At 64.5% G+C, this 18,290-nt stretch carries 21 protein-coding genes; 12 read left to right on the top strand and 9 right to left on the bottom strand.

Annotated elements, in window-relative coordinates:
• Both NKH35_RS21660 and lysA read left to right on the top strand, forming a co-directional pair.
• Positions 1–207: a hypothetical protein gene (locus tag NKH35_RS21660; RefSeq protein WP_023673325.1), complete on the top strand. Its 207-nt coding sequence runs from the start codon at positions 1–3 to the stop codon at positions 205–207.
• A gap of 64 nt (positions 208–271) precedes the next feature.
• Positions 272–1,540, top strand: a complete 1,269-nt coding sequence (gene lysA, locus NKH35_RS21655) for a diaminopimelate decarboxylase (protein WP_352916333.1) — start codon at positions 272–274, stop codon at positions 1,538–1,540.
• 20 nt (positions 1,541–1,560) lie between these two features.
• On the opposite strand, the gene NKH35_RS21650 is transcribed toward lysA, so the two are convergent.
• On the bottom strand, positions 1,561–1,863 hold the full coding sequence (locus NKH35_RS21650) for an ArsR/SmtB family transcription factor (protein ID WP_023748498.1): 303 nt from the start codon (positions 1,861–1,863) through the stop codon (positions 1,561–1,563).
• 50 nt (positions 1,864–1,913) lie between these two features.
• Here NKH35_RS21650 and NKH35_RS21645 point away from each other — a divergent pair, with 50 nt between their 5' ends.
• The 3 genes from NKH35_RS21645 to NKH35_RS21635 all read left to right on the top strand — a co-directional run bounded on the left by NKH35_RS21645 (position 1,914) and on the right by NKH35_RS21635 (position 5,993).
• Positions 1,914–2,855 carry a threonine/serine dehydratase gene (locus NKH35_RS21645; RefSeq protein WP_023734607.1) on the top strand — a complete coding sequence of 314 codons (942 nt, stop codon included), beginning with the start codon at positions 1,914–1,916 and terminating at the stop codon, positions 2,853–2,855.
• Positions 2,856–2,991: 136 nt separating this feature from the next.
• The gene (locus tag NKH35_RS21640) at positions 2,992–5,580 is read left to right on the top strand and encodes a TIGR02302 family protein (RefSeq protein WP_352916330.1); all 2,589 of its coding nucleotides are present in this window, start codon (positions 2,992–2,994) and stop codon (positions 5,578–5,580) included.
• A 41-nt stretch (positions 5,581–5,621) separates the two neighbouring features.
• On the top strand, positions 5,622–5,993 hold the full coding sequence (locus NKH35_RS21635; RefSeq protein ID WP_023685340.1) for a glyoxalase superfamily protein: 372 nt from the start codon (positions 5,622–5,624) through the stop codon (positions 5,991–5,993).
• Here NKH35_RS21635 and NKH35_RS21630 read toward each other — a convergent pair.
• Complete coding sequence (locus tag NKH35_RS21630; protein ID WP_023734609.1) at positions 5,990–6,853, bottom strand: LysR substrate-binding domain-containing protein; 864 nt, start codon at positions 6,851–6,853, stop codon at positions 5,990–5,992. The genes NKH35_RS21635 and NKH35_RS21630 overlap by 4 nt on opposite strands.
• 226 nt (positions 6,854–7,079) lie before the next feature.
• Here NKH35_RS21630 and NKH35_RS21625 point away from each other — a divergent pair, with 226 nt between their 5' ends.
• On the top strand, positions 7,080–8,030 hold the full coding sequence (locus tag NKH35_RS21625) for a DMT family transporter (protein ID WP_023673317.1): 951 nt from the start codon (positions 7,080–7,082) through the stop codon (positions 8,028–8,030).
• A gap of 6 nt (positions 8,031–8,036) precedes the next feature.
• On the opposite strand, the gene NKH35_RS21620 is transcribed toward NKH35_RS21625, so the two are convergent.
• The 3 genes from NKH35_RS21620 to NKH35_RS21610 form a co-directional block, all read right to left on the bottom strand.
• Entirely contained in the window at positions 8,037–8,408 is a 372-nt protein-coding gene (locus NKH35_RS21620) for a response regulator (RefSeq protein ID WP_023734610.1), read from the bottom strand.
• Between the two features lie 64 nt (positions 8,409–8,472).
• A complete protein-coding gene (gene hpt, locus NKH35_RS21615) occupies positions 8,473–9,015 on the bottom strand; it encodes a hypoxanthine phosphoribosyltransferase (protein ID WP_023673315.1) in 543 nt (180 codons plus the stop codon).
• 24 nt (positions 9,016–9,039) lie between these two features.
• Positions 9,040–9,675, bottom strand: coding sequence for a hypothetical protein (locus NKH35_RS21610; RefSeq protein WP_352916326.1), 636 nt, complete (start codon positions 9,673–9,675; stop codon positions 9,040–9,042).
• Between the two features lie 178 nt (positions 9,676–9,853).
• Here NKH35_RS21610 and ftsE point away from each other — a divergent pair, with 178 nt between their 5' ends.
• The 3 genes from ftsE to NKH35_RS21595 all read left to right on the top strand — a co-directional run bounded on the left by ftsE (position 9,854) and on the right by NKH35_RS21595 (position 12,348).
• The gene (gene ftsE, locus NKH35_RS21605) at positions 9,854–10,513 is read left to right on the top strand and encodes a cell division ATP-binding protein FtsE (RefSeq protein ID WP_023685344.1); all 660 of its coding nucleotides are present in this window, start codon (positions 9,854–9,856) and stop codon (positions 10,511–10,513) included.
• Positions 10,506–11,495 carry a cell division protein FtsX gene (locus NKH35_RS21600; RefSeq protein WP_023824702.1) on the top strand — a complete coding sequence of 330 codons (990 nt, stop codon included), beginning with the start codon at positions 10,506–10,508 and terminating at the stop codon, positions 11,493–11,495. The genes ftsE and NKH35_RS21600 overlap by 8 nt, the downstream gene beginning before the upstream one ends.
• A gap of 133 nt (positions 11,496–11,628) precedes the next feature.
• Entirely contained in the window at positions 11,629–12,348 is a 720-nt protein-coding gene (locus tag NKH35_RS21595) for a YdcF family protein (RefSeq protein WP_023824703.1), read from the top strand.
• Between the two features lie 92 nt (positions 12,349–12,440).
• On the opposite strand, the gene NKH35_RS21590 is transcribed toward NKH35_RS21595, so the two are convergent.
• Positions 12,441–13,073 (bottom strand): pyridoxamine 5'-phosphate oxidase family protein, encoded by a 633-nt coding sequence (locus NKH35_RS21590; protein WP_023673310.1) that lies wholly within the window; start codon positions 13,071–13,073, stop codon positions 12,441–12,443.
• A gap of 112 nt (positions 13,074–13,185) precedes the next feature.
• Between NKH35_RS21590 and NKH35_RS21585 the strand changes: the two genes are divergently transcribed.
• Both NKH35_RS21585 and NKH35_RS21580 read left to right on the top strand, forming a co-directional pair.
• On the top strand, positions 13,186–14,091 hold the full coding sequence (locus NKH35_RS21585; protein WP_352916323.1) for a LysR family transcriptional regulator: 906 nt from the start codon (positions 13,186–13,188) through the stop codon (positions 14,089–14,091).
• 115 nt (positions 14,092–14,206) lie between these two features.
• The gene (locus NKH35_RS21580; RefSeq protein WP_023673308.1) at positions 14,207–15,016 is read left to right on the top strand and encodes a lysophospholipid acyltransferase family protein; all 810 of its coding nucleotides are present in this window, start codon (positions 14,207–14,209) and stop codon (positions 15,014–15,016) included.
• 69 nt (positions 15,017–15,085) lie between these two features.
• Here NKH35_RS21580 and NKH35_RS21575 read toward each other — a convergent pair whose 3' ends face one another.
• The 3 genes from NKH35_RS21575 to NKH35_RS21565 all read right to left on the bottom strand — a co-directional run bounded on the left by NKH35_RS21575 (position 15,086) and on the right by NKH35_RS21565 (position 17,440).
• Complete coding sequence (locus NKH35_RS21575) at positions 15,086–15,712, bottom strand: LysE family translocator (RefSeq protein ID WP_023698717.1); 627 nt, start codon at positions 15,710–15,712, stop codon at positions 15,086–15,088.
• Positions 15,713–15,794: 82 nt separating this feature from the next.
• Entirely contained in the window at positions 15,795–16,742 is a 948-nt protein-coding gene (locus tag NKH35_RS21570) for an aldo/keto reductase (protein WP_352916320.1), read from the bottom strand.
• Positions 16,743–16,906: 164 nt separating this feature from the next.
• Positions 16,907–17,440 carry a gamma-glutamylcyclotransferase gene (locus NKH35_RS21565; RefSeq protein WP_352916317.1) on the bottom strand — a complete coding sequence of 178 codons (534 nt, stop codon included), beginning with the start codon at positions 17,438–17,440 and terminating at the stop codon, positions 16,907–16,909.
• Positions 17,441–17,562: 122 nt separating this feature from the next.
• Between NKH35_RS21565 and NKH35_RS21560 the strand changes: the two genes are divergently transcribed.
• Positions 17,563–18,290 (top strand): DUF2125 domain-containing protein (locus NKH35_RS21560; protein ID WP_352916314.1); only part of this gene is annotated, 728 nt, incomplete at its 3' end.

The raw sequence follows: 18,290 nt of genomic DNA, 5'->3' as shown, positions 1-18,290 counted from the left end.
ATGACCGCAAGCAGGATTTTGGTGACGCTGACGCTGCTGACGGCGATGGCTGCCGTGACCGCTTGCGGCCGTAAGGCCGGTCTCGACACGCCCTATGAAGCGGCCGTCCAGGCCCGCAAGGACGCCGAGCGCGCCAAACAGCCGGTGCCGCCGGAGCCGGAAAAACCGGTCGTGGACAAGAAGTTCATCCTCGACCCGCTGATCTAGAGCCGATGAGACCGGCTTGGTCTTTCTGGCCAGGTCTCGTGCTCCAACTTCCGGAAACACTCTCGTGAACCATTTCGATTACCGCGACGGCGTGCTCCATGCCGAGAACGTGGCGATACCAGACATCGCCGCAAGCGTCGGCACGCCGTTCTATTGTTATTCGACGGCAACCTTGACGAGGCACTACCGGGTGTTCGCCGGGGCCTTTGCCGGGCTCGACACGCTGGTCTGTTATGCCTTGAAGGCGAATTCCAACCAGGCGGTGCTGCGAACGCTGGCAAAGCTCGGCGCCGGCGCCGACACCGTCTCGGAAGGCGAAATGCGCCGCGCGCTCGCCGCCGGCATCCCGGCCAGCAAGATCGTATTCTCGGGCGTCGGCAAGACCGCGCGCGAGATGGATTTTGCGCTCGAGGCCGGCATTCTCTGCTTCAATGTCGAATCCGAGCCGGAGCTGGAGTTGCTGTCGGCCCGCGCCACCGCGCGCGGCAAGGTGGCGCCGGTCTCGCTGCGCATCAACCCGGATGTCGACGCCAGGACGCACAGGAAGATCTCCACCGGAAAGGCCGAGAACAAGTTCGGCATTCCATGGCAAAGGGCGCGCCAGGTCTATGCCCGCGCGGCCGGTTTGCCGGGCACCAAGCCCATCGGCATCGATACCCATATCGGCAGCCAGATCACCGAGTTGCAGCCCTTTGACGATGCTTTCGCGCTTCTGGCGGAACTGGTCGGCGCGCTGCGCGCCGATGGCCACGCCGTCGAGCATGTCGATCTCGGCGGCGGCCTCGGCATCCCCTACCGCACCGACAACAGCCCGCCGCCTCTGCCCGATGCCTATGCCGAGATCGTCAGGAAGCACCTGACAAAGCTTGGAGTGAAGGTGATGTTCGAGCCGGGCCGGCTGATCGTCGGCAATGCCGGCATCCTGGTCTCGGAAGTGATATTCGTGAAGGAAGGCGACGCCAAGAACTTCCTCGTCGTCGACGCCGCCATGAACGATCTGATCCGGCCGACGCTCTACGATGCCTTCCACGACATCAAGCCGGTGGTGCAGCCGCCGGCCGACACGCCGCGCATGGCGGTCGACGTCGTCGGCCCGGTCTGCGAGACCGGCGACTATCTCGGCCTCGACCGTGACCTGCCCCGGCTCAAGTCTGGCGACCTCATTGCCGTCACCACCGCCGGCGCCTATGGCGCGGTGCAATCCGGCACCTACAACACCCGCCTACTTGTGCCTGAGGTTCTGGTCGACGGCGACCGTTTCCACGTCGTGCGCCGGCGCCAGACCTATGACGAGCTGATCGGCCTGGATTCGGTGCCCGACTGGCTTGCATAGGAGCCGCAGCGCCGGCTGCGCTACAGCCGGTTCTGGATGAGCAACCTTGCGTCGGCGATGCTGTCCTCGTCGCGGCGGTAGAACGTCCATTGCTTGATGCGCTTGGGCCGCAGCAGGCCGGCCTGGGTAAGCACGCGCATATGTTCGGAGAGCGTCGCCTGCGTAATGCCGAGCTTCTCCGCGATCAGCAGCGCGCAAACGCCATCCTCGACCAGATCGCCGTCTGCCTGGGCCGGGAAATGCGCCTGCGGATCCTTCAGCCAGTCGAGGATCTGCAGCCTGCGTTCATTGGCGATCGCCTTGAAGATTTCAACCTCTTGCATTTAGCCATTTTGCCAAGTTACTAATTGCTGTCAATCCCAAGGAGATGGTCATGACGAACGGCAACACCGTCACGCGCGAACGCATTGCCGCGATGGAATCGCGCATCCGCCGCTATATCAGGCGCACGCCGGTGCTGCGCGTCGACATGGCCGATTTCGACCGGCCGCCGCTGGCGGTCGACCTCAAGCTCGAATGCCTGCAGCATTCCGGTTCGTTCAAGGCGCGCGGCGCCTTCACCAATCTGCTCGAACGGCCGGTGCCTGCGGCCGGCGTGGTTGCGGCTTCGGGCGGCAATCATGGCGCCGCAGTCGCCTATGCCGCCATGCGGCTTGGCCACAAGGCGACGATCTTCGTTCCCGAAGTCAGCCCGGCGGCCAAGCTGCAGCGCATCCGCGGGTACGGCGCCGAACTGATCGTCGGCGGCGCCCGCTATGCCGAGGCGCTGGCCGCCAGCGAGGCTTTTGCCGAAAAGACCGGCGCGCTGCAGATCCATGCCTTCAACCAGGAGGAAACATTGGTCGGCCAAGGCACGCTCGGCCTCGAAATCGAAACCGATCTGCCAGACATCGACACGCTGCTGGTCGCTGTCGGCGGCGGCGGCCTGATCGGCGGCATCGCCGCCTGGTTTGCCGGCCGCATCAGGATCATCGCCATAGAGCCCGAAGGCGCGCCGACGCTGCATCGCGCCTTCGAAGCCGGCCACCCCGTCGATGCGCCCGCCGAAGGCGTTGCCGCCGATTCGCTGGCGCCCAAGCGCGTCGGCGAGATGATGTTCCCGATCGCCGAGGCTTTTGTCGAGCGCTCCATTCTGGTCACCGACGACGCCATCATTGCCGCGCAGAAGGCGCTGTGGGAGCGGGTGCGTATCATCGCCGAGCCGGGTGGGGCCGCTGCCTTTGCGGCTCTCTTGTCCGGCCGCTACACCCCGGCGCCGGGCGAACGGATCGCGGTCCTGGTATGCGGCTCGAACACCGATCCCACGAAATTCTAAACCTTGCTGCGACTGAAGTGGGACGCAAACCCGCCAAAGCTTTTCAAGTTTTCCGGAACCGCCTCGCCTTTGCCGTGTTTGCTGGTAAACTTCTGCTTGTTGAGTCCGGGCTATCCCGCCCGGGCAGGAAGGGCCAATGACGGAACGCCCCATTCCCAGTGGCGATCGCAGCCTGGCCGGGCGGCTTGCCCTGAGCCGGCTGGCGACACGGGTCTCGATGACGGTCGAGCGCGGCTGGCCGCTGCTTCTGCCGCTGCTCATCGTCGCCAGCCTGTTTCTCAGCCTCTCCTGGCTCGGCCTTTTCCCCCGGCTGCCTGACATTGCGCGCATTATCCTGGTCACGGCGTTCGGTATTGCCACGCTGGCGGCGCTCTACCCGCTGCGTTTCTTCAAGCTTCCATCCGCCGCTGAAATCGACCGCCGTATCGAGGCCGCCAACCAGCTGCAGCACAGCCCGGTGCTGGTGCAGACCGACCGTCCCAGCGGCAAGGAAAGCATCTTTTCCCAGGCGTTGTGGCGCGAACACCAAAAGCGCATGGCCGACAAGCTCGGCAGCCTTGGCGCCGACCTGCCGCGTACCCGCGTGCCGGAGCGCGATCCGTGGGCATTGCGTGCCGTGGCGGCGCTGCTGTTGGTCACCGCTTTTGCCTTTTCCTTCGGACCGTCCGGCGGCAGGCTGTCTGATGGTTTCAGTGCCCATGCGGCGCGCGACATCGTACCGCCGCGCATCGATGCCTGGGTGACCCCGCCGGCCTATACCGGCAAGCCGCCCATCTTCTTGACCGCGCCAGTCATCGATGGCAACGCCAAGCAGGCGGTTGCCACCTTCACCGTGCCGCAAGGCAGCGACGTCTCGCTGCGCGTGACCGGCGGCTCCGGCGAGGAAACGCTAAGCTTTGCCGACAAGGGCGGCAATGCTCGCGCCATCGACCCGTCGGGACCACAGGTGGCGGCCGTCAAGGCAGCGGCGGTCAACCCCGCGACCCCCAAGCTGCGCCAGTTCACCGTCAAGCTGACCGCCGACGGCACGCTGACGCTGAAGTCGGGCGAAGCCGATCTCGGTCGCTGGGCCTTCGCGGTGATCCCCGACAAGCCGCCGACGATCCGCTTCGTCGGCGAGCCCAAGCGCGCCGTCAACGGCGCCTTCGAGCTCAACTACCAGATCGACGACGACTATGGCGCGGCCACCGCCAAGGCGGTTTTCGCGCTGGCCGATCCGGCGGCGCCCGATGCGCATCCGCTCTACGGTCCGCCTGACCTGCCGCTGGCGCTGCCGCGCCGCGGCGGCAAGGCGAACGCCGCCAAGACCACCAAGGACCTCACCGAGCACGTCTGGGCCGGCGCCAGCATCAAGCTGTCGCTTGTCGCCACCGACGATGCCGGACACACCACGACCAGCGAAACCAAGACTATTGTGATGCCGGAGCGGCCCTTCGCCAACCCGCTGGCGCGGGCGGTGGTCGAGCAGCGCCGCCTACTGGCGCTCGACGCCAATGCCAAGCCGCGCGTGCTCGACCTGATGGACGCCATCACGCTGCGGCCCGAGGACACGTTCGACAACATGTCGCATTACCTCGCCATCATGAGCGCCCGCAGCCGGCTGAAGATGTCGGACAGCGACGATCAGTTGCGCAACGAGGTTGCCTATCTCTGGGAAATCGCGCTCGGCATCGAGGAAGGCAATCTCTCGTCCGCCGAAAAGCGGCTCCGCCAAGCCCAGCAGGCGCTGCAGGACGCCATCAAGCGCGGCGCCAGCGACGAAGAGATCGAAAAGGCGATGAAGGAACTGCGCGAGGCGATGAACGAATTCCTGCAGGAATTCGCCGAGCGCGCCAAGCAGAACCCGAACGCGCCGCAGATGCAACAGAATGGTCGCGAGCTGCGTCAGAGTGATATCGACCGCATGATGGACCAGATCGAGAACCTGGCGAAGTCGGGCGACCGCGACAAGGCGCAGGAGCTGCTGTCGCAGCTGGAAAACATGATGAACAACCTGCAGGCCGGCCGTCAGCAGGAGGGCGGCGAGCAGGACAGCGAGATGCGCCAGCAGATGGACAAGCTGGGCGAGATCATGCGCCGCCAGCAGGAGATGATGAACGACACCTACCGCATGGACCAGATGCAGCGCGGAGATAATCAGCAGCCCGGCGAAGGCAATGGCGACGACCCGGACCAGCCGGGCGTCGGCAAGGATCGCGATCCTCTCGCCCGGCCGAAGTCGATGACACCGCAGGAATTCGCCGATGCGATGAAGCAGCTGCAGGAAGGCCAGGGCCAGTTGCAGAGCGAACTCGACAAGCTGAAGAAGGGCCTGGAAGGCATGGGCATGCAACCCAATGAGGGGTTTGGCGACGCTGGCAAATCCATGGGCAATGCCGAAAAGTCGCTTGGCGAAGGCGAAGGCGACCAGGCAGTCGGCCACCAGGGTCGCGCGCTGGAAGCGCTGCGCAAGGGCGCCAAGGAGATGATGAAGCAGCTGCAGGCGATGCAGGGCGACCAGGGCGGCAGCCAGGAAGGCGGCCGCCAACAGGACGCCGGCCGCGATCCGCTGGGCCGACCGCGCGCCAGCCGCGGACCCGATTTCGGCGATTCGGTGAAGGTGCCCGACGAGATCGACGTGCAGCGCGCCCGCCAGATTCTCGAGGCGATTCGCAAGCGGCTCGGCAACGCGCTCAGCCCCGACATCGAGCGCAGCTACCTCGAGCGGCTGCTGGAGCTGAAGTAGCCTCCAAGGCAACATCCGTCGAACTGAATGGTATCAGCGCCATGCCGAAACTCGGTGCCGTCACGCCCATCCTGCGCATCTTCGACATCGCCAAGGCACGCGAATTCTATGTCGACTTTCTCGGCTTCAAGGTCGAGTTCGAGCACCGCTTCGACGACAATGCGCCGCTCTACATGGGTGTAATCCGCGACGGCTGTGTCCTGCATCTGAGCGAACATCATGGCGACGGCGCGCCGGGTATAGCCATGCGCATCAAGGTCGAGGACATCGCGGCATTGCACCGCGAACTGATCGGCAAGAGATACCGCTACGCCCGGCCGGGCCTCGAAACCACGTCGTGGCAGACCCGTGAAGTGTCGGTCGGCGACCCCTTCGGCAATCGGCTGCATTTCTACGAGGATGCAACAGACTAAGCCGGCCGGTTGACGAACGCCTCGCGTATTGCTTCCTGCATGCTGTCGATCGCCTCGCCTGAGGCATTGGGGTTGCGATGCATCACCACATTCGAGGAATCGATGTGGCCGAACCCGTCCGCGGCGGTGAGCTCGCGGCAGCCATCCGGAATGTTGCTGTGCGAGATCGGCGCGATCGCCAGGCCAGAGGTGACGGCGAGCTTCAGGCCGCCGGTGGTGTCGCTGGTATAGGCGACACGGTAGGCCAGCCCACGCTGCTCAAGCGATTTGATAGCAAAGTCCTTGCACCAGCCGGCCCGGTTGTAGAGCGCGATCGGCACCGGCCGCTCCTCATGCATGTGATGCAGGCTCGATGTCACCCACACGGTCGGATCATGCATCAGCACCTCGCCGCCGCCAGGATCCTGCCATTCGAACACCACGGCGAGGTCGAGTTCACCGGCCGCCAACGCTGCCAGCTGGGCGCCCGAATGTGCATAGCGCACGGTGACCTCGACCTTGGTGTGACGCTTCGAGAAGGCGCCGAGCGCGCGCGACAGGATGGCGTGACCATATTCCTCGGGAATGCCGATGCGCACCGGCCCGCCAAGAGGTGCCGCCGCCATCGATGCCGCCGTCTCGTCGAGCAGCGAGACGATGCGGCGGGCATTGACGATCAGCTCGCCGCCACGGCGCGTCAGCGCCACGCCGCGCGAGCCGCGTTCGAACAGGCTGTCGCCGACCAGCTCCTCGAGCTTCTTCATCTGCATCGACACCGCCGACTGGGTGCGCCCGGCCTGCTCCGCCGCCCGGGTGAAATTGCCCGCTTCGGCAATGGCGACGAAGGTGCGCAGGAGATCGCTGTCGAGGGTTGGCCGCATCAAGTCCGTCATAAGCAAATTTGATCTCTGGCATCATTCCAATTCGTTTGCAACATGTCAAACGCCGCAGCATAGTCCGCTCACCCATTGGATATGCCGCCGCGAAACCGGCTGCGGACCAATCAAAGAGTCCTCACTCATACCCGCTGCCCAAAACGGTGGCGGGTTCTTTTTACCCCATGGCCGGGCGGCTGCGGGCAGTTAAGGCAAGGGCCGGCAGAACAATATGCGCAACCGGATCGTTCTCGGCATCATCAGCCTGTGCCTTGGCGTGCTGGTGTTCTCGCTCCAGGACCCGCTGGTCAAGGCGGTGTCGGCCGGCTATCCCGTGACCGAGGTGATGTGGATCCGCTCGATCGTCGCTTTGCCGATCCTGGTCGTTCTCGTTCGCGCCGATGTCGGCCTGCGGGCCATTGTCTCGAAGCGGTTCGGCCTGCTGACGATACGCGCCTTCGTCCAGTTCTCCTCCTATACGGTCTACTATCTGGCGATCGCTGCCTTGCCGCTCGCCGACGCGGTGGCGCTCTATTTCATGGCGCCCCTGTTCATCATGGCGATAGCCGGGCCCTATCTCGGCGAGCGGGTATCCTGGCAGGCTCTCGCCACCGTGCTGATCGGCATGCTGGGCGTGGTCGTGATGCTGCGCCCGGGCGCCGGCCTGTTCGACTGGGCGGCGCTGCTTTCGTTGGGCTCGGCTTTGCTCTACGGCTTTTCACAGCTGATGGCGCGCAAGATCGGCGACACCGAATCCTCCACCGTCATGGCCTTCTACCAGAACGGCGCCTATCTGGTCGGCGCCGCTGCGGTTGCCGGCACATTCTGGCTTGCCGGCATAACCCATGCTGTCCACCCCAGCCTCGAATTCCTGGTGCGGCCGTGGGTCTGGCCGACGACCCCGGATTTCCTCAAGATGGCGGCCTGCGGCTTCGTCGCTTCGGCCGGCATGATTCTGCTGTCGCAGGCCTACAGGCTGGCGCCCGCCAACCGCGTCGCCACCTTCGAATACACCGGGATTATCTGGTCGCCGCTGTGGGGCTTCCTGTTCTTCGACGAGGTGCCGCGCTCGACCACCGCCATCGGTGCGGCGCTGATCATCGGCGCCGGTCTGCTGGCGCTCAACACCGAACGGCGCCGGAGTGCTGCGCCTGTCCTCGCCGCGTCTCAGGATGCCGCCTGAAGCGTGTCAGGCGAAGCAGGCGAGCGCCTGGTCGACCCGCGAGCGGATTTCGGCCAGCGTGAAAGGCTTTTGCACGACGTCGATAATGGCGCCGTTCAATTCCTCGGCGCGCTCGCGCTGGTCGGCATAGCCGGTCATCAGCAGGATCTTCATGTCAGGGAAAAGCCTGGCTGCGGCGATCGCCATCTCGATGCCGTCCATTTCCGGCATGCGGATATCGGAGACGACGAGGTCGTAACCGCCGCCTGCAGCACTGACCATCGCCAGCCCCTGCGCGCCGTCGGCGGCGATATCGATCGAGTGCCCGGCGCGTTCGAGCGCGCGGGCGGCGAGGGTGCGGACGGACTCATCGTCCTCGACGATCAGAAGCTTTGCCATGGGCCGGAATTTGGCGGGCAAAAGTTGACTTTTTCTGAAAATTTGAAGCGTCGTGGGCCTTTTCTCAGGCATCGCCTTTGACGACACCGACAAACGGCAGTTCGCGAAAAGCGTGAGCGACGTCCATGCCGTAGCCGACGACGAAGTAATCGGGACAGTCGAAGCCGACATAGTCGGCGTTCAGCTCGGTCTGGCGGCGCATGCGCTTGTCCAACAGCACCGCGATGGCGCAGCTTTTGGCGCCGCGCGACAGCATCAGGTTGCGGGTGAAGGAGAGCGTCTTGCCGGATTCCAGGATATCGTCGATCAGCAGCACGTCGCGGCCGGCGACCTCATTGTCGATGTCGCGCAGCACCCTCACCTCGCCGCTGGTGGTGCCGGCGCCATAGCTGGAAATGAAGATGAACTCGACCTCGGGCGACAGCCCGACATCGTGCATGGCGCGGATCAGATCGGCGGCGAAGATGAACGAGCCCTTCAGCACCGAAATCACCAGCAGGTCGTGATAGTCGTGCTCGGCGATCTCCTTGGCGAGTTCGAGATTGCGCCGCGCGATCGCGGACGCCGAAAACAGGACCTCGATGTCCTTGCCGCGCACAACTGGCATCAACGACCTTTCCAGAGAAACCGACTAGCCGGCGAAGGTGACCGCCACGGCCTTGACGCCGTTTCTAGGCACATCGAGGCGGCCGGAAAAGCCGAATCTTTCGCCGGGCGCCAGAGAACGGTTGGATGTCCCCAGAGTATAGCGGGTGATGCGGCTGTCATTGCCGGTGACACGTATCTCCAGCGGCGGCAATTGTCCCGCCTTCAAACCGTCATTGACGGCCTCGCCATCCACGAACAGCACCGGGGTGGGTCCTGACGCGTCGACACGCGTGGTGACGCCGGCAATGCTGAGTACGGTGCCCTCCGGCTGTTCGACTGACCAGAACGGCGTCTGGCGCACCAGCGCGTGGCCACCCGAGACCCAGAAGGCGGCAAGGGCCGCACCGATGCCGGCAATCCAGAAGATCGGCCCGCCACGCGATGCCGGCCGCCCGGCTGACGCATCTGATTTGCGCAGCATCTCCATGCCTTCGATCGACGGCGTCGCGATGTCGCGCGCCGGCGTCGGCATGGCTTCTATCAGTGGGATCAGCTGCGGCAGCACCTCATAATCCGCATCGACGATGTCGGTCGCCACAGGACGCGATTCCGGTGCGACACTTGTCCCGGTCATGATTTCGCCGGAAACCGGGCGCGCGGTTCGTTGCTCAGCCATCATGGCCCCGCTGTTGCCTCTTCGTTTCTTTGCGTAAATGGAAATGGTTAACGCTTCCCACCGGAACCCTTGTGACGCAGTCAAAAACAGCGAAAATTAACCGACGGTTAACCATGGCGGCCGATGGTCGTTGGACAGAAAGGGCTGGCACGCCGCCGCCACACACCTCAGGTCGTCGCACGTGATCCGCTTCGAAAATGTCGGCCTCCGCTATGGCATGGGTCCGGAAATCCTCCGCGACATCTCCCTGCACATTCCGGAGAGCTCCTTCCAGTTCCTGAGCGGGCCCTCCGGCGCCGGCAAGACGACGCTGCTGCGCCTTTTGTTCATGTCGCTGAAGCCGACGCGCGGGCTGATCACCATCTTCGGCAAGGACCGCTCGCGCATCTCGCGCGCTGAACTGCCGCATCTCAGGCGCCGCATCGGCGTGGTGTTCCAGGATTTCCGTTTGCTCGACCACATGACCACTTATGAGAATGTCGCTCTGCCGCTGCGCGTGCGCGGCCGCGAGGAAGCGAGCTACCGCACCGACGTCACCGAACTTTTGAAATGGGTTGGCCTGGGCGAGCGCATGCATGTGCTGCCGCCCGTCCTTTCGGGCGGCGAAAAGCAGCGCGCGGCAATCGCCCGGGCCTTGATCGAACAGCCCGAAATCCTGCTTGCCGACGAGCCGACCGGCAATGTCGACCCGCCGCTGGCGCGCCGGTTGCTCAGGCTGTTCATCGAGCTCAACCGGCTCGGCACCGCTGTGGTGATCGCCACTCACGATCTCGGCCTGATGGAGCAGGTCGACGCGCGCCGCATGATCCTGGCCGGCGGAAGGCTGGATATTTATGACTGAACTATCGGCCGAACAGTTGCATGGAGACGCCGCCGATCTCGCGACGACGACGCAGCGCGTCCAGCGCCGCATGGCGCCGATCGTGCCGGCGCAGAATATCGCCGGCCGCGCCTTGGTGCTGGTCATCGCCATCATGACCTTCCTGTCCTGCCTGACTTTCGGCGCCGTCACGCTGGTGCGCGACACTGCCTCGGTCTGGGAAAACCAGATCTCGCGCGAGGCCACGATTCAGATCAAGCCGGTCGACGGCCTCGACATGGAGGCAGCCCTTGCCCAGGCCTCGCAGATCGTCGGCGAATTCCCCGGCGTGAAGGAAACCCGGATCATCGATCGCGACGCCACCGCGCGCCTTTTGGAGCCATGGCTGGGCTCGGGCCTGAATATCGACGAATTGCCGGTGCCGCGCCTGATCATCGTCACCATCGACGAGACCAGCCCGCCCGACTTCAGCGCCATCCGTGCGGCGCTCACGCCCAAGCTGCCGAGTGCTTCGCTCGACGATCACCGTACATGGGTCGACCGGCTGGTCGCCATGGCCCGCACCACGGTCACCATCGGCATCGCCGTGCTGGTCCTGATGCTGTCGGCGACGGTGCTGACCGTAGTGTTTGCGACGCGCGGCGCCATGGCGGGTAACGGCCATATCATCGAAGTGCTGCATTTCGTCGGCGCCGAGGCGCGCTTCATCGCGCGCGAATTCCGCTGGCATTTCCTGGTCACCGGGATGAAGGGCGCGGCCGCCGGCGGCGCAGCCGCGATCCTGGTTTTCATCGTCTTTTCCTGGTGGTCGTCGCGCAACATGGCAACGCCGCAGGCCGACCAGGCCACCGCTTTGTTCGGCAATTTCGCCATCGGATCGGCAGGCTATCTCGGCGTCGGCCTGATGGTGCTGGTGATCGGCGGACTGACGGCGGCGACCTCGCACGCCACCGTCGTCGCCTATCTCAGCGACATCGATGTCCGCCAGCCGGATGCGGGGTGACCCGTGAGGGCAGAAGCGAAAACAGTTCGGGGGCAAGGACAGGAATGGAAGGGACGATCACGGATCGAAAACCGACGTAACGCAATGTGCGCTTTTTTCCTTACCAAAAAGGCATTTCAGGATTAACCATAGGATGATGAACGCGCGGGAGTCGACCGGAACGGCTGGACAGATGCCAGTGGTGCGTTTGCGTGTGCGTACCGGGCTGGGCCGTTTGCGCACCGCCCTGCGTCTCGCCTCCCTCTGTCTACTGCTGCTGGTGGCCCTGTTTGCCGGTGGCTTCGGCTGGTTCGCCAGCAAGGTCAGCCACATGACGACCCCGACCAACCCGGCCAAGGCCGATGCGATCATCGTCTTGACCGGCGGTCAGGCCCGCCTCGACGCAGCACTCGATCTGCTTGCCTCCGGCAAGGGCGAGCGGCTGCTGATCTCAGGCGTGCATCCCTCTGCCAGCCGCCGCCAATTGCAGGCTGCTACCGGCGGCGACAAGGCGCTGTTTTCCTGCTGTGTCGACATCGACCGCGCCGCGCTCGACACGATCGGCAATGCCGAGGAAAGCGCTAAATGGGTGGAGAGCCACGCCTATGGCAGCATCATCCTCGTCACCAACAATTACCACATGCCGCGCAGCCTGCTCGAGATGGGCCGCCTGCTGCATGGCGCCAGGCTTGAACCCTATCCGGTGGTCAACACCAATCTGGACAATGGCGACTGGCTGACCAAGCCGGAAGCGCTACGCGTGCTTCTGACCGAATACAGCAAATACCTGCTGGCGCTTGCGCGCGGCGTCGTCCCGGTCCGCCAGACTGCCGACAGCGTCGCACTGGCCGAGGTTTCGACCGCCAAGGACTAAAGCAATTCCAGGAAAAGTGTGTAGCGGTTTTCCCGGGAAAAGCACGTACGCTTTCCCTTGGGAATTGGACAGACGACTCTGACGGCGCTCGATTACCCCTTGGCCGTGCCGTCTTCCGCGCCACGCAGCCGCGCAATCTCCTGTTCGAGGCTTTCAATCCGCTTGTCGCGTTCGGCGAGTGCGGCCGCGACATCGGCGGCCTCGAATCGCTGCGGAATGTGTTGCGGGCAATTGGCATCCCAGGCCGAGACGGTGAACAAGATGACCTGCTCGGGGCGCGCCTTGTAGTCCTGCGGCATCAGCCTTGCCAGAAGCTCGGCATCGTCCTCGACGACGCGCGCCGTGCCCCAGATCTTGACGCGCTGGCGATGCGCATAGTCGATCAGGAACAGGAATGCCTGGTTGTTGTCGGCGAGATTCCCCTGCGTGATGAACTGCCTGTTCCCGGAGAAATCGGCAAAGCCGATGGTCTTCTCGTCCAGCACCTTGAGGAAGCCGGCTGGCCCGCCGCGATGCTGGATGTAGGGCTGACCCTCGCCATTTGCCGTCGACAGGAAGACGCTGGTCTGCGCCGCGATGAAGTCGGCGAGGTCGGGCGTCATATGGGCGCGCCATCCGCCGCGCTCCTCGGCGCTGGCATAGCCCTTGCGCGAACCTTTGCGGGTCTGGATCGCCTTGACCGTCGGCGTGAAGGCGACATCGCTGGTGAAAGTATGAGCATTCATGGAAGCCTCCGCGAGGCCGAAACACGGCCATTGTACGAAGAGGTAGGTCCTTCCATGTTTTGGATGTAGATGGCATAGTTGCAAGCTATCCTTCCAATTTCCGGAAGACACTATGGATCGTCTCGAAGCCATGTCGCTGTTCGTCGCCGCGGTGGAAGCGGGCAGCCTTTCCGCTGCCGGCCGCCATTTCGGCATTCCACTGGCAACGGTCAGCCGCAAGGTTTCCGACCTCGAAAAGCACCTTCAGGCGCGCCTGCTGAACCGTTCGACCCGGCAGCTCACGCTGACCGATGCCGGCCAGGCCTATCTCGCCGCCTGCCGCCGCATCCTCGGCGAGGTCGGCGAAGCCGAACGCACCGCTGCCGGCGAATACAGCACGCCGACCGGCGACCTGTTCATCACCGCGCCGGTCGTCTTTGGTCGCCTGCACGTGCTGCCTGTCGTCACCGAATTCCTGGCGGCTTATCCTCAAGTCAACATTCGCCTGACGCTGGCTGACCGGATAACCCAACTGGCGGAGGAACATCTCGACCTTGCCATCCGCATCGGCGAGCTTGCGCCTTCGAGCCTCATTGCCATCCGCGTCGGCGCGATCCGTCGCGTCGTGTGCGCCAGCCCCGCCTATATCGCCGCGCATGGCATGCCGCGGACGCCGGACGATCTGGCCGCGCATGAATGCATCAGTTTCGAAGGGCCTGCAGCGCTCGCCAGCTGGAGCTTTGCCGGCGACAAGGGCGAACTGATCGTGCCGATCCGCTCACGGCTGCGCGTCAACACGGCGGAAGCTGCAATCGATGCCGCGATTGCAGGCGCCGGGATGACGCGGGTGCTATCCTACCAGATCGCGGACGCAGTACGTTCCGGCGTGCTCGTCCCGGTCTTGCGACCCTCCGAGCCGCAGCCGTGGCCGGTGAGCCTCGTCCATGCCGGCCAAGGCCTGCTGGCGGTGAAACTCAGGGCGTTCCTCGATTTCGCCGCTCCGCGGCTGAAGCAGCGGCTATTGCAGGCGACGTGGTGAGTTGAGACTGGCTTGAGTCAGTGGCGAGCCGGCCTATGTCAGGCCATTGCGGCGTTTCCTTTTTGCCCGCGCTTGGTGTAACCAACGCACACCTCCTCAACGGGCCCTTCCCCGCATGCTCTATATCCGCTCGCTGGCGTTCAACTTCGTCTTCTATGTCAATCTGATCGTGCAGATGGTCCTCTGGACCCCTTATTATTTCCTCTCGCCACGCCATCGCGCCTGGTTCGTGCCGAAATTCTGGTCGCGCACCAGCCTGTGGCTCTACGACAAGATCGCCGGCACCAGGAGCGACATCACCGGCGTCGAGAACCTGCCGGAGGGCTCTTTCATCCTGGCGCCGAAACACCAGTCGTTTTGGGACGCGATCGCTTTCTTTCCCTTCCTCCACGATCCGCTTTATATCCTGAAGCGCGAGCTGACCTGGATCCCCTTCTTCGGCTGGTACATCCTGAAGATGCGGATGATCCCGGTTCACCGCGGCAGCCGCTCCAAGGCGTTGAAGCAGGTCGTTGCATCGACAAAGCAGGAGATGGGGCGCAATCCGCGCCAGCTGATTATCTACCCCGAAGGCACGCGCCGAGCGCCAGGCGACGAGCCGGCTTACAAATACGGCATTGTCGAGCTCTATACGCAGCTTGGCGTCCCGGTGGTACCGGTCGCCCATGTCGCCGGCCTCTATTGGCCTCGCCGCAAATTCTTGCGCTTTCCCGGCACCATCAAGGCCCGCTTCCTGCCGCCGATTCCGCCCGGGCTCGGCAAGGACGAATTCATGGACCGGCTGATCGGCGATACGGAAGCCGCCTGCGACCAGCTGCTGATCGAGGCATCGCAGGCTCCTAACCCGCCGCAAATGCCGCCGACGGCGGTCAAGCGGCTGGCCGAACTCGCCGCGGCCGCCAAAGCAATTCCAGGAAAAGTGTGAGCGGTTTTTTCCGTCCTGAATCGCGCCAAAACAAAAAAGACCAAAGCTTGATCTCTTCTGCGGGCCGGCTCAAGGCCACGCCGCCAGCGCCGTTGTCAGCACCAGCGTCGCCGCGAAGGCCAGATTGATGATCCGCGACGCCAGCGGCTGGCGCAGGGTGCGGGCGAAGGCCGCGCCGGCCAGCAGCCACAGCACATGGATGGCTACGATCATCAGGGTGAGAACCGCCAGCCTGGCCGGGATGCCGAGAGCATCGGCGCCGGCTGCGGTCGCGGAGCCAGCAAGGACCGCAGCAATCGCCACATAGGCTTTCGGGTTGGCAACGGCGAGCAGGAAGCCGCCGAGGAAGGTCGGCAGAACCGCGCTGCTGTCACGCGCGGCCAGCGGCGGCGCTGTCGCTATTCTGTAGGCGAGGTAGAGAATATAGGCGGCGGAAGCGACCGCCAGCACTGGCGCTACGCCCGGCATCGAGGTGAGGATAGCCTTGATGCCGGTGGCCACCACCAGCAGCACCGCGACCGTGCCTAAAATGATCCCCGATGTGTAGTGAAGCGAATTGCGCAGGCCGAAGGCGGCCCCTATCGCCGTGACGCTGATCGTCGCCGGGCCAGGACTGCCCATGACGACGGTTGCCGCCAGCACCAGCGCCAGCAATTGCTGCCAGGGCTGCGCCTGCGAAAGAATGTCTGCGGCCATGCTGCCTCTTCTCCCAATAATGGAGAACAGTGTGGCAAGGCGGACAGCCGTCGTCTTGGACGATCGTGCCGAACCTGCGCGGCTAGGCGCTGGCCTTGTCCAGCGCCACGAGATCCTCCGCGCTGAGCTTCAGCGATGCGGCGCGCACCAGGCTGTCGACCTGGTCCAGCGTCGTGGCGCTGGCGATCGGCGCGGTGATGCCGGGCTGCGCCATCACCCAGGCGAGTGCTACTTCCGCCTGCTTGGCCGAATGGCGCGCCGCCACAGTGTCGAGTGCGGCCAGAATGCGCATGCCGCGCGCATTGAGATAAGCCTTCACGCCGCCGCCGCGTTCACTTTTGCCGAGATCGGCCTCGCTACGGTATTTGCCGCTCAAAAACCCCTTGGCGAGGCTGAAATAGGTGATGACGCCGATATCCTCGGCCACGCACAGATCATGCAGCGGCCCGTCGAAGGATGAGCGGTCGTAGAGATTGTATTCCGGCTGCAGCACGCTGTAGCGCGGCAGCCCGCGCAGGCTGGCAACATCGAGCGCGGCGCGCAGCTGGCCGGCGTCGAGATTCGAGGCGCCGATATGGCGGACCTTGCCGGCAGCGAGCAGCTTCTGGTAGGCGCCGAGCGTCTCCTCATAAGGGGCTGTCGGGTCCGGCCAATGCGAGAGATAAAGGTCGATCACGTCGGTCTGCAGTCGCTTGAGCGACGCCTCGACTGCCCTTTCGATATGGGCAGCGGACAGATCCTTCTTGCCTTGTCCCATATCCGAGCCGACTTTGGTGATGACGATGATCTTGTCACGGTTGCCGCGGCTTTTCATCCATTTGCCGATGATGGTCTCGGACTCGCCGCCCGCGTGGCCGGGCACCCAGCGCGAATAGGCATCGGCCGTATCGATAGCGTTGAGGCCGGCGCCGCCGAACCGGTCGAGCAGGTCGAAGGAGGTCTTCTCGTCCGCGGTCCAGCCGAAGACATTGCCGCCCAGGACCAGCGGCGCGATGGAAAGGTCGGTTTGACCGAGACGGCGTTTTTGCAAGACGGGGCTCCGTGGGCTGGCGGCGGGCGACCCGAATGCTTCGGGCCGCAACTAAGCTAGGTCTCGCCGCGCCGAGGTCAAAGGCCTCAGCCAATTTTTCCAGCGGGCCAGCGCTTCACAAAGGCGCGAGCGCTTCGCCTGCAGGCTCGCCGTGGTCTACCGGCTCACGAGGCGATCCGCTTCGCCACCTCTTCCAGCCAGTGGTCGCTGATACCGAGCGCCGCGAGATGCTGCAGCGTGTTGAGCACATAGTCCTCGTTGTTTCCGGACTGGCCGACGGCGCCACGGATAACACCTGCCGCATGCGCGGGGTCGAGCCCGCCGGCATACTGCTCATGCTGGCGGTCGACGATATAGGCGACCGCTTTCACTCTCTCTCCCGCGGCCGCACCATTCACGTCGAGACTGATATCGAGCACACGCTCGAGATAGACGCTGGTCACCAATTCGCGCTCGCGCAGATAGGTCAGCACCTCATCGCGCAGCTCGCCGGGCACGCGAAACGCCAGCCCGATGCAGGAGCCGCCACGGTCGAGGCCGAGCACCAGGCCCGGCCGCTGGCGCGTGCCGCGATGCACGAAGGAATAGACGCAGAGCGACCGGCGGTAGCCGTAAAGCCGCGCGCGGCGGGTCTCCACATGCGCAAATCCCGGCCGCCAGATCAGCGAGCCATAGCCAAAAACCCAAAAATCGCCCATATCGCCAAGCCTGATTGCACGAAGGTGACGCCGCCGCATCGGAATCGGTGCTCTTCTGTCTTTTTGCTTGTTGCGTAACCACAGTCCACCCGCAACACGCCCGCGTTAATGAAAGCCGCAGCATGACGTCAAGTGACGAGCGTCCGTCGAAGTTTCGCCGCCGGCTGATGTGGCTCGCTGCCTTGCTCGTTATGCTGTTCGGCGTCTACAGCGCGGTCTGGTTCTATGTCGCCGGTCGCGTCAGCAGCGAAGCCGACAAGGCGGTGGCCTCGCTCAAGGACAAAGGCATCGAGGCCGGCTGCGCCAACCTCACCGTCAGCGGCTACCCCCTGAGTTTTGCCATCTCCTGTGACAATCTGGCTTACGAGGACGACGCCAGGAACGTTGCCGCCTCGGCAGGCAGCTTCAACTTCGTTGCAGAGCTCATCCGGCCTTTGTCGCCTGCCGCCGAGTTGCGTGGGCCGCTGCGCACCTCGGTGCCGGGGATGGCGCCGCTATGGATCGACTGGGACAATCTGCAGGCCAATGCCAAGCTCTTCTGGCCCCTGCCCCGGAGCATTTCGCTGCAGGCGGAGAGCTTGTCCGGCCAGACGGATCCGGCCGGCGACACTGATCCGGTTTCACTGTTCAGCGCCGGAACCGCGGCGGGCGAGTTGCGACCCGACGGCCAGGACATCGGCTACGTCGGCAGCTTCACCGATCTTGAGATCGACGCCGACGCGATCGGCGGGCCCGTGCTGCCGCCGCTCGACGGCAGCGGCGAGGGCGCGCCGCAGTACAGCCGGGCGCGGGTGAAGCACCCCGCCCCGCGCCAGCGCCCGCCGGCCGGCGCCCAGCACCACCACCCGGT

The organism is Mesorhizobium sp. M1143 (genome assembly GCF_040318435.1).
Lineage (GTDB): Bacteria > Pseudomonadota > Alphaproteobacteria > Rhizobiales > Rhizobiaceae > Mesorhizobium.
This window is presented reverse-complemented; position numbering and strand designations above follow the sequence as displayed.

What these genes read in the sequence shown, in the direction of transcription:
- NKH35_RS21660 (WP_023673325.1), top strand. Translation starts at nt 1, where the DNA reads ATGACCGCAAGCAGGATTTTGGTGACGCTGACGCTGCTGACGGCGATG.
- NKH35_RS21650 (WP_023748498.1), bottom strand. Translation starts at nt 1,863, where the DNA reads ATGCAAGAGGTTGAAATCTTCAAGGCGATCGCCAATGAACGCAGGCTG.
- NKH35_RS21645 (WP_023734607.1), top strand. Translation starts at nt 1,914, where the DNA reads ATGACGAACGGCAACACCGTCACGCGCGAACGCATTGCCGCGATGGAA.
- NKH35_RS21640 (WP_352916330.1), top strand. Translation starts at nt 2,992, where the DNA reads ATGACGGAACGCCCCATTCCCAGTGGCGATCGCAGCCTGGCCGGGCGG.
- NKH35_RS21635 (WP_023685340.1), top strand. Translation starts at nt 5,622, where the DNA reads ATGCCGAAACTCGGTGCCGTCACGCCCATCCTGCGCATCTTCGACATC.
- NKH35_RS21630 (WP_023734609.1), bottom strand. Translation starts at nt 6,853, where the DNA reads ATGCGGCCAACCCTCGACAGCGATCTCCTGCGCACCTTCGTCGCCATT.
- NKH35_RS21625 (WP_023673317.1), top strand. Translation starts at nt 7,080, where the DNA reads ATGCGCAACCGGATCGTTCTCGGCATCATCAGCCTGTGCCTTGGCGTG.
- NKH35_RS21620 (WP_023734610.1), bottom strand. Translation starts at nt 8,408, where the DNA reads ATGGCAAAGCTTCTGATCGTCGAGGACGATGAGTCCGTCCGCACCCTC.
- hpt (WP_023673315.1), bottom strand. Translation starts at nt 9,015, where the DNA reads ATGCCAGTTGTGCGCGGCAAGGACATCGAGGTCCTGTTTTCGGCGTCC.
- NKH35_RS21610 (WP_352916326.1), bottom strand. Translation starts at nt 9,675, where the DNA reads ATGATGGCTGAGCAACGAACCGCGCGCCCGGTTTCCGGCGAAATCATG.
- NKH35_RS21600 (WP_023824702.1), top strand. Translation starts at nt 10,506, where the DNA reads ATGACTGAACTATCGGCCGAACAGTTGCATGGAGACGCCGCCGATCTC.
- NKH35_RS21595 (WP_023824703.1), top strand. Translation starts at nt 11,629, where the DNA reads ATGATGAACGCGCGGGAGTCGACCGGAACGGCTGGACAGATGCCAGTG.
- NKH35_RS21590 (WP_023673310.1), bottom strand. Translation starts at nt 13,073, where the DNA reads ATGAATGCTCATACTTTCACCAGCGATGTCGCCTTCACGCCGACGGTC.
- NKH35_RS21585 (WP_352916323.1), top strand. Translation starts at nt 13,186, where the DNA reads ATGGATCGTCTCGAAGCCATGTCGCTGTTCGTCGCCGCGGTGGAAGCG.
- NKH35_RS21580 (WP_023673308.1), top strand. Translation starts at nt 14,207, where the DNA reads ATGCTCTATATCCGCTCGCTGGCGTTCAACTTCGTCTTCTATGTCAAT.
- NKH35_RS21575 (WP_023698717.1), bottom strand. Translation starts at nt 15,712, where the DNA reads ATGGCCGCAGACATTCTTTCGCAGGCGCAGCCCTGGCAGCAATTGCTG.
- NKH35_RS21565 (WP_352916317.1), bottom strand. Translation starts at nt 17,440, where the DNA reads ATGGGCGATTTTTGGGTTTTTGGCTATGGCTCGCTGATCTGGCGGCCG.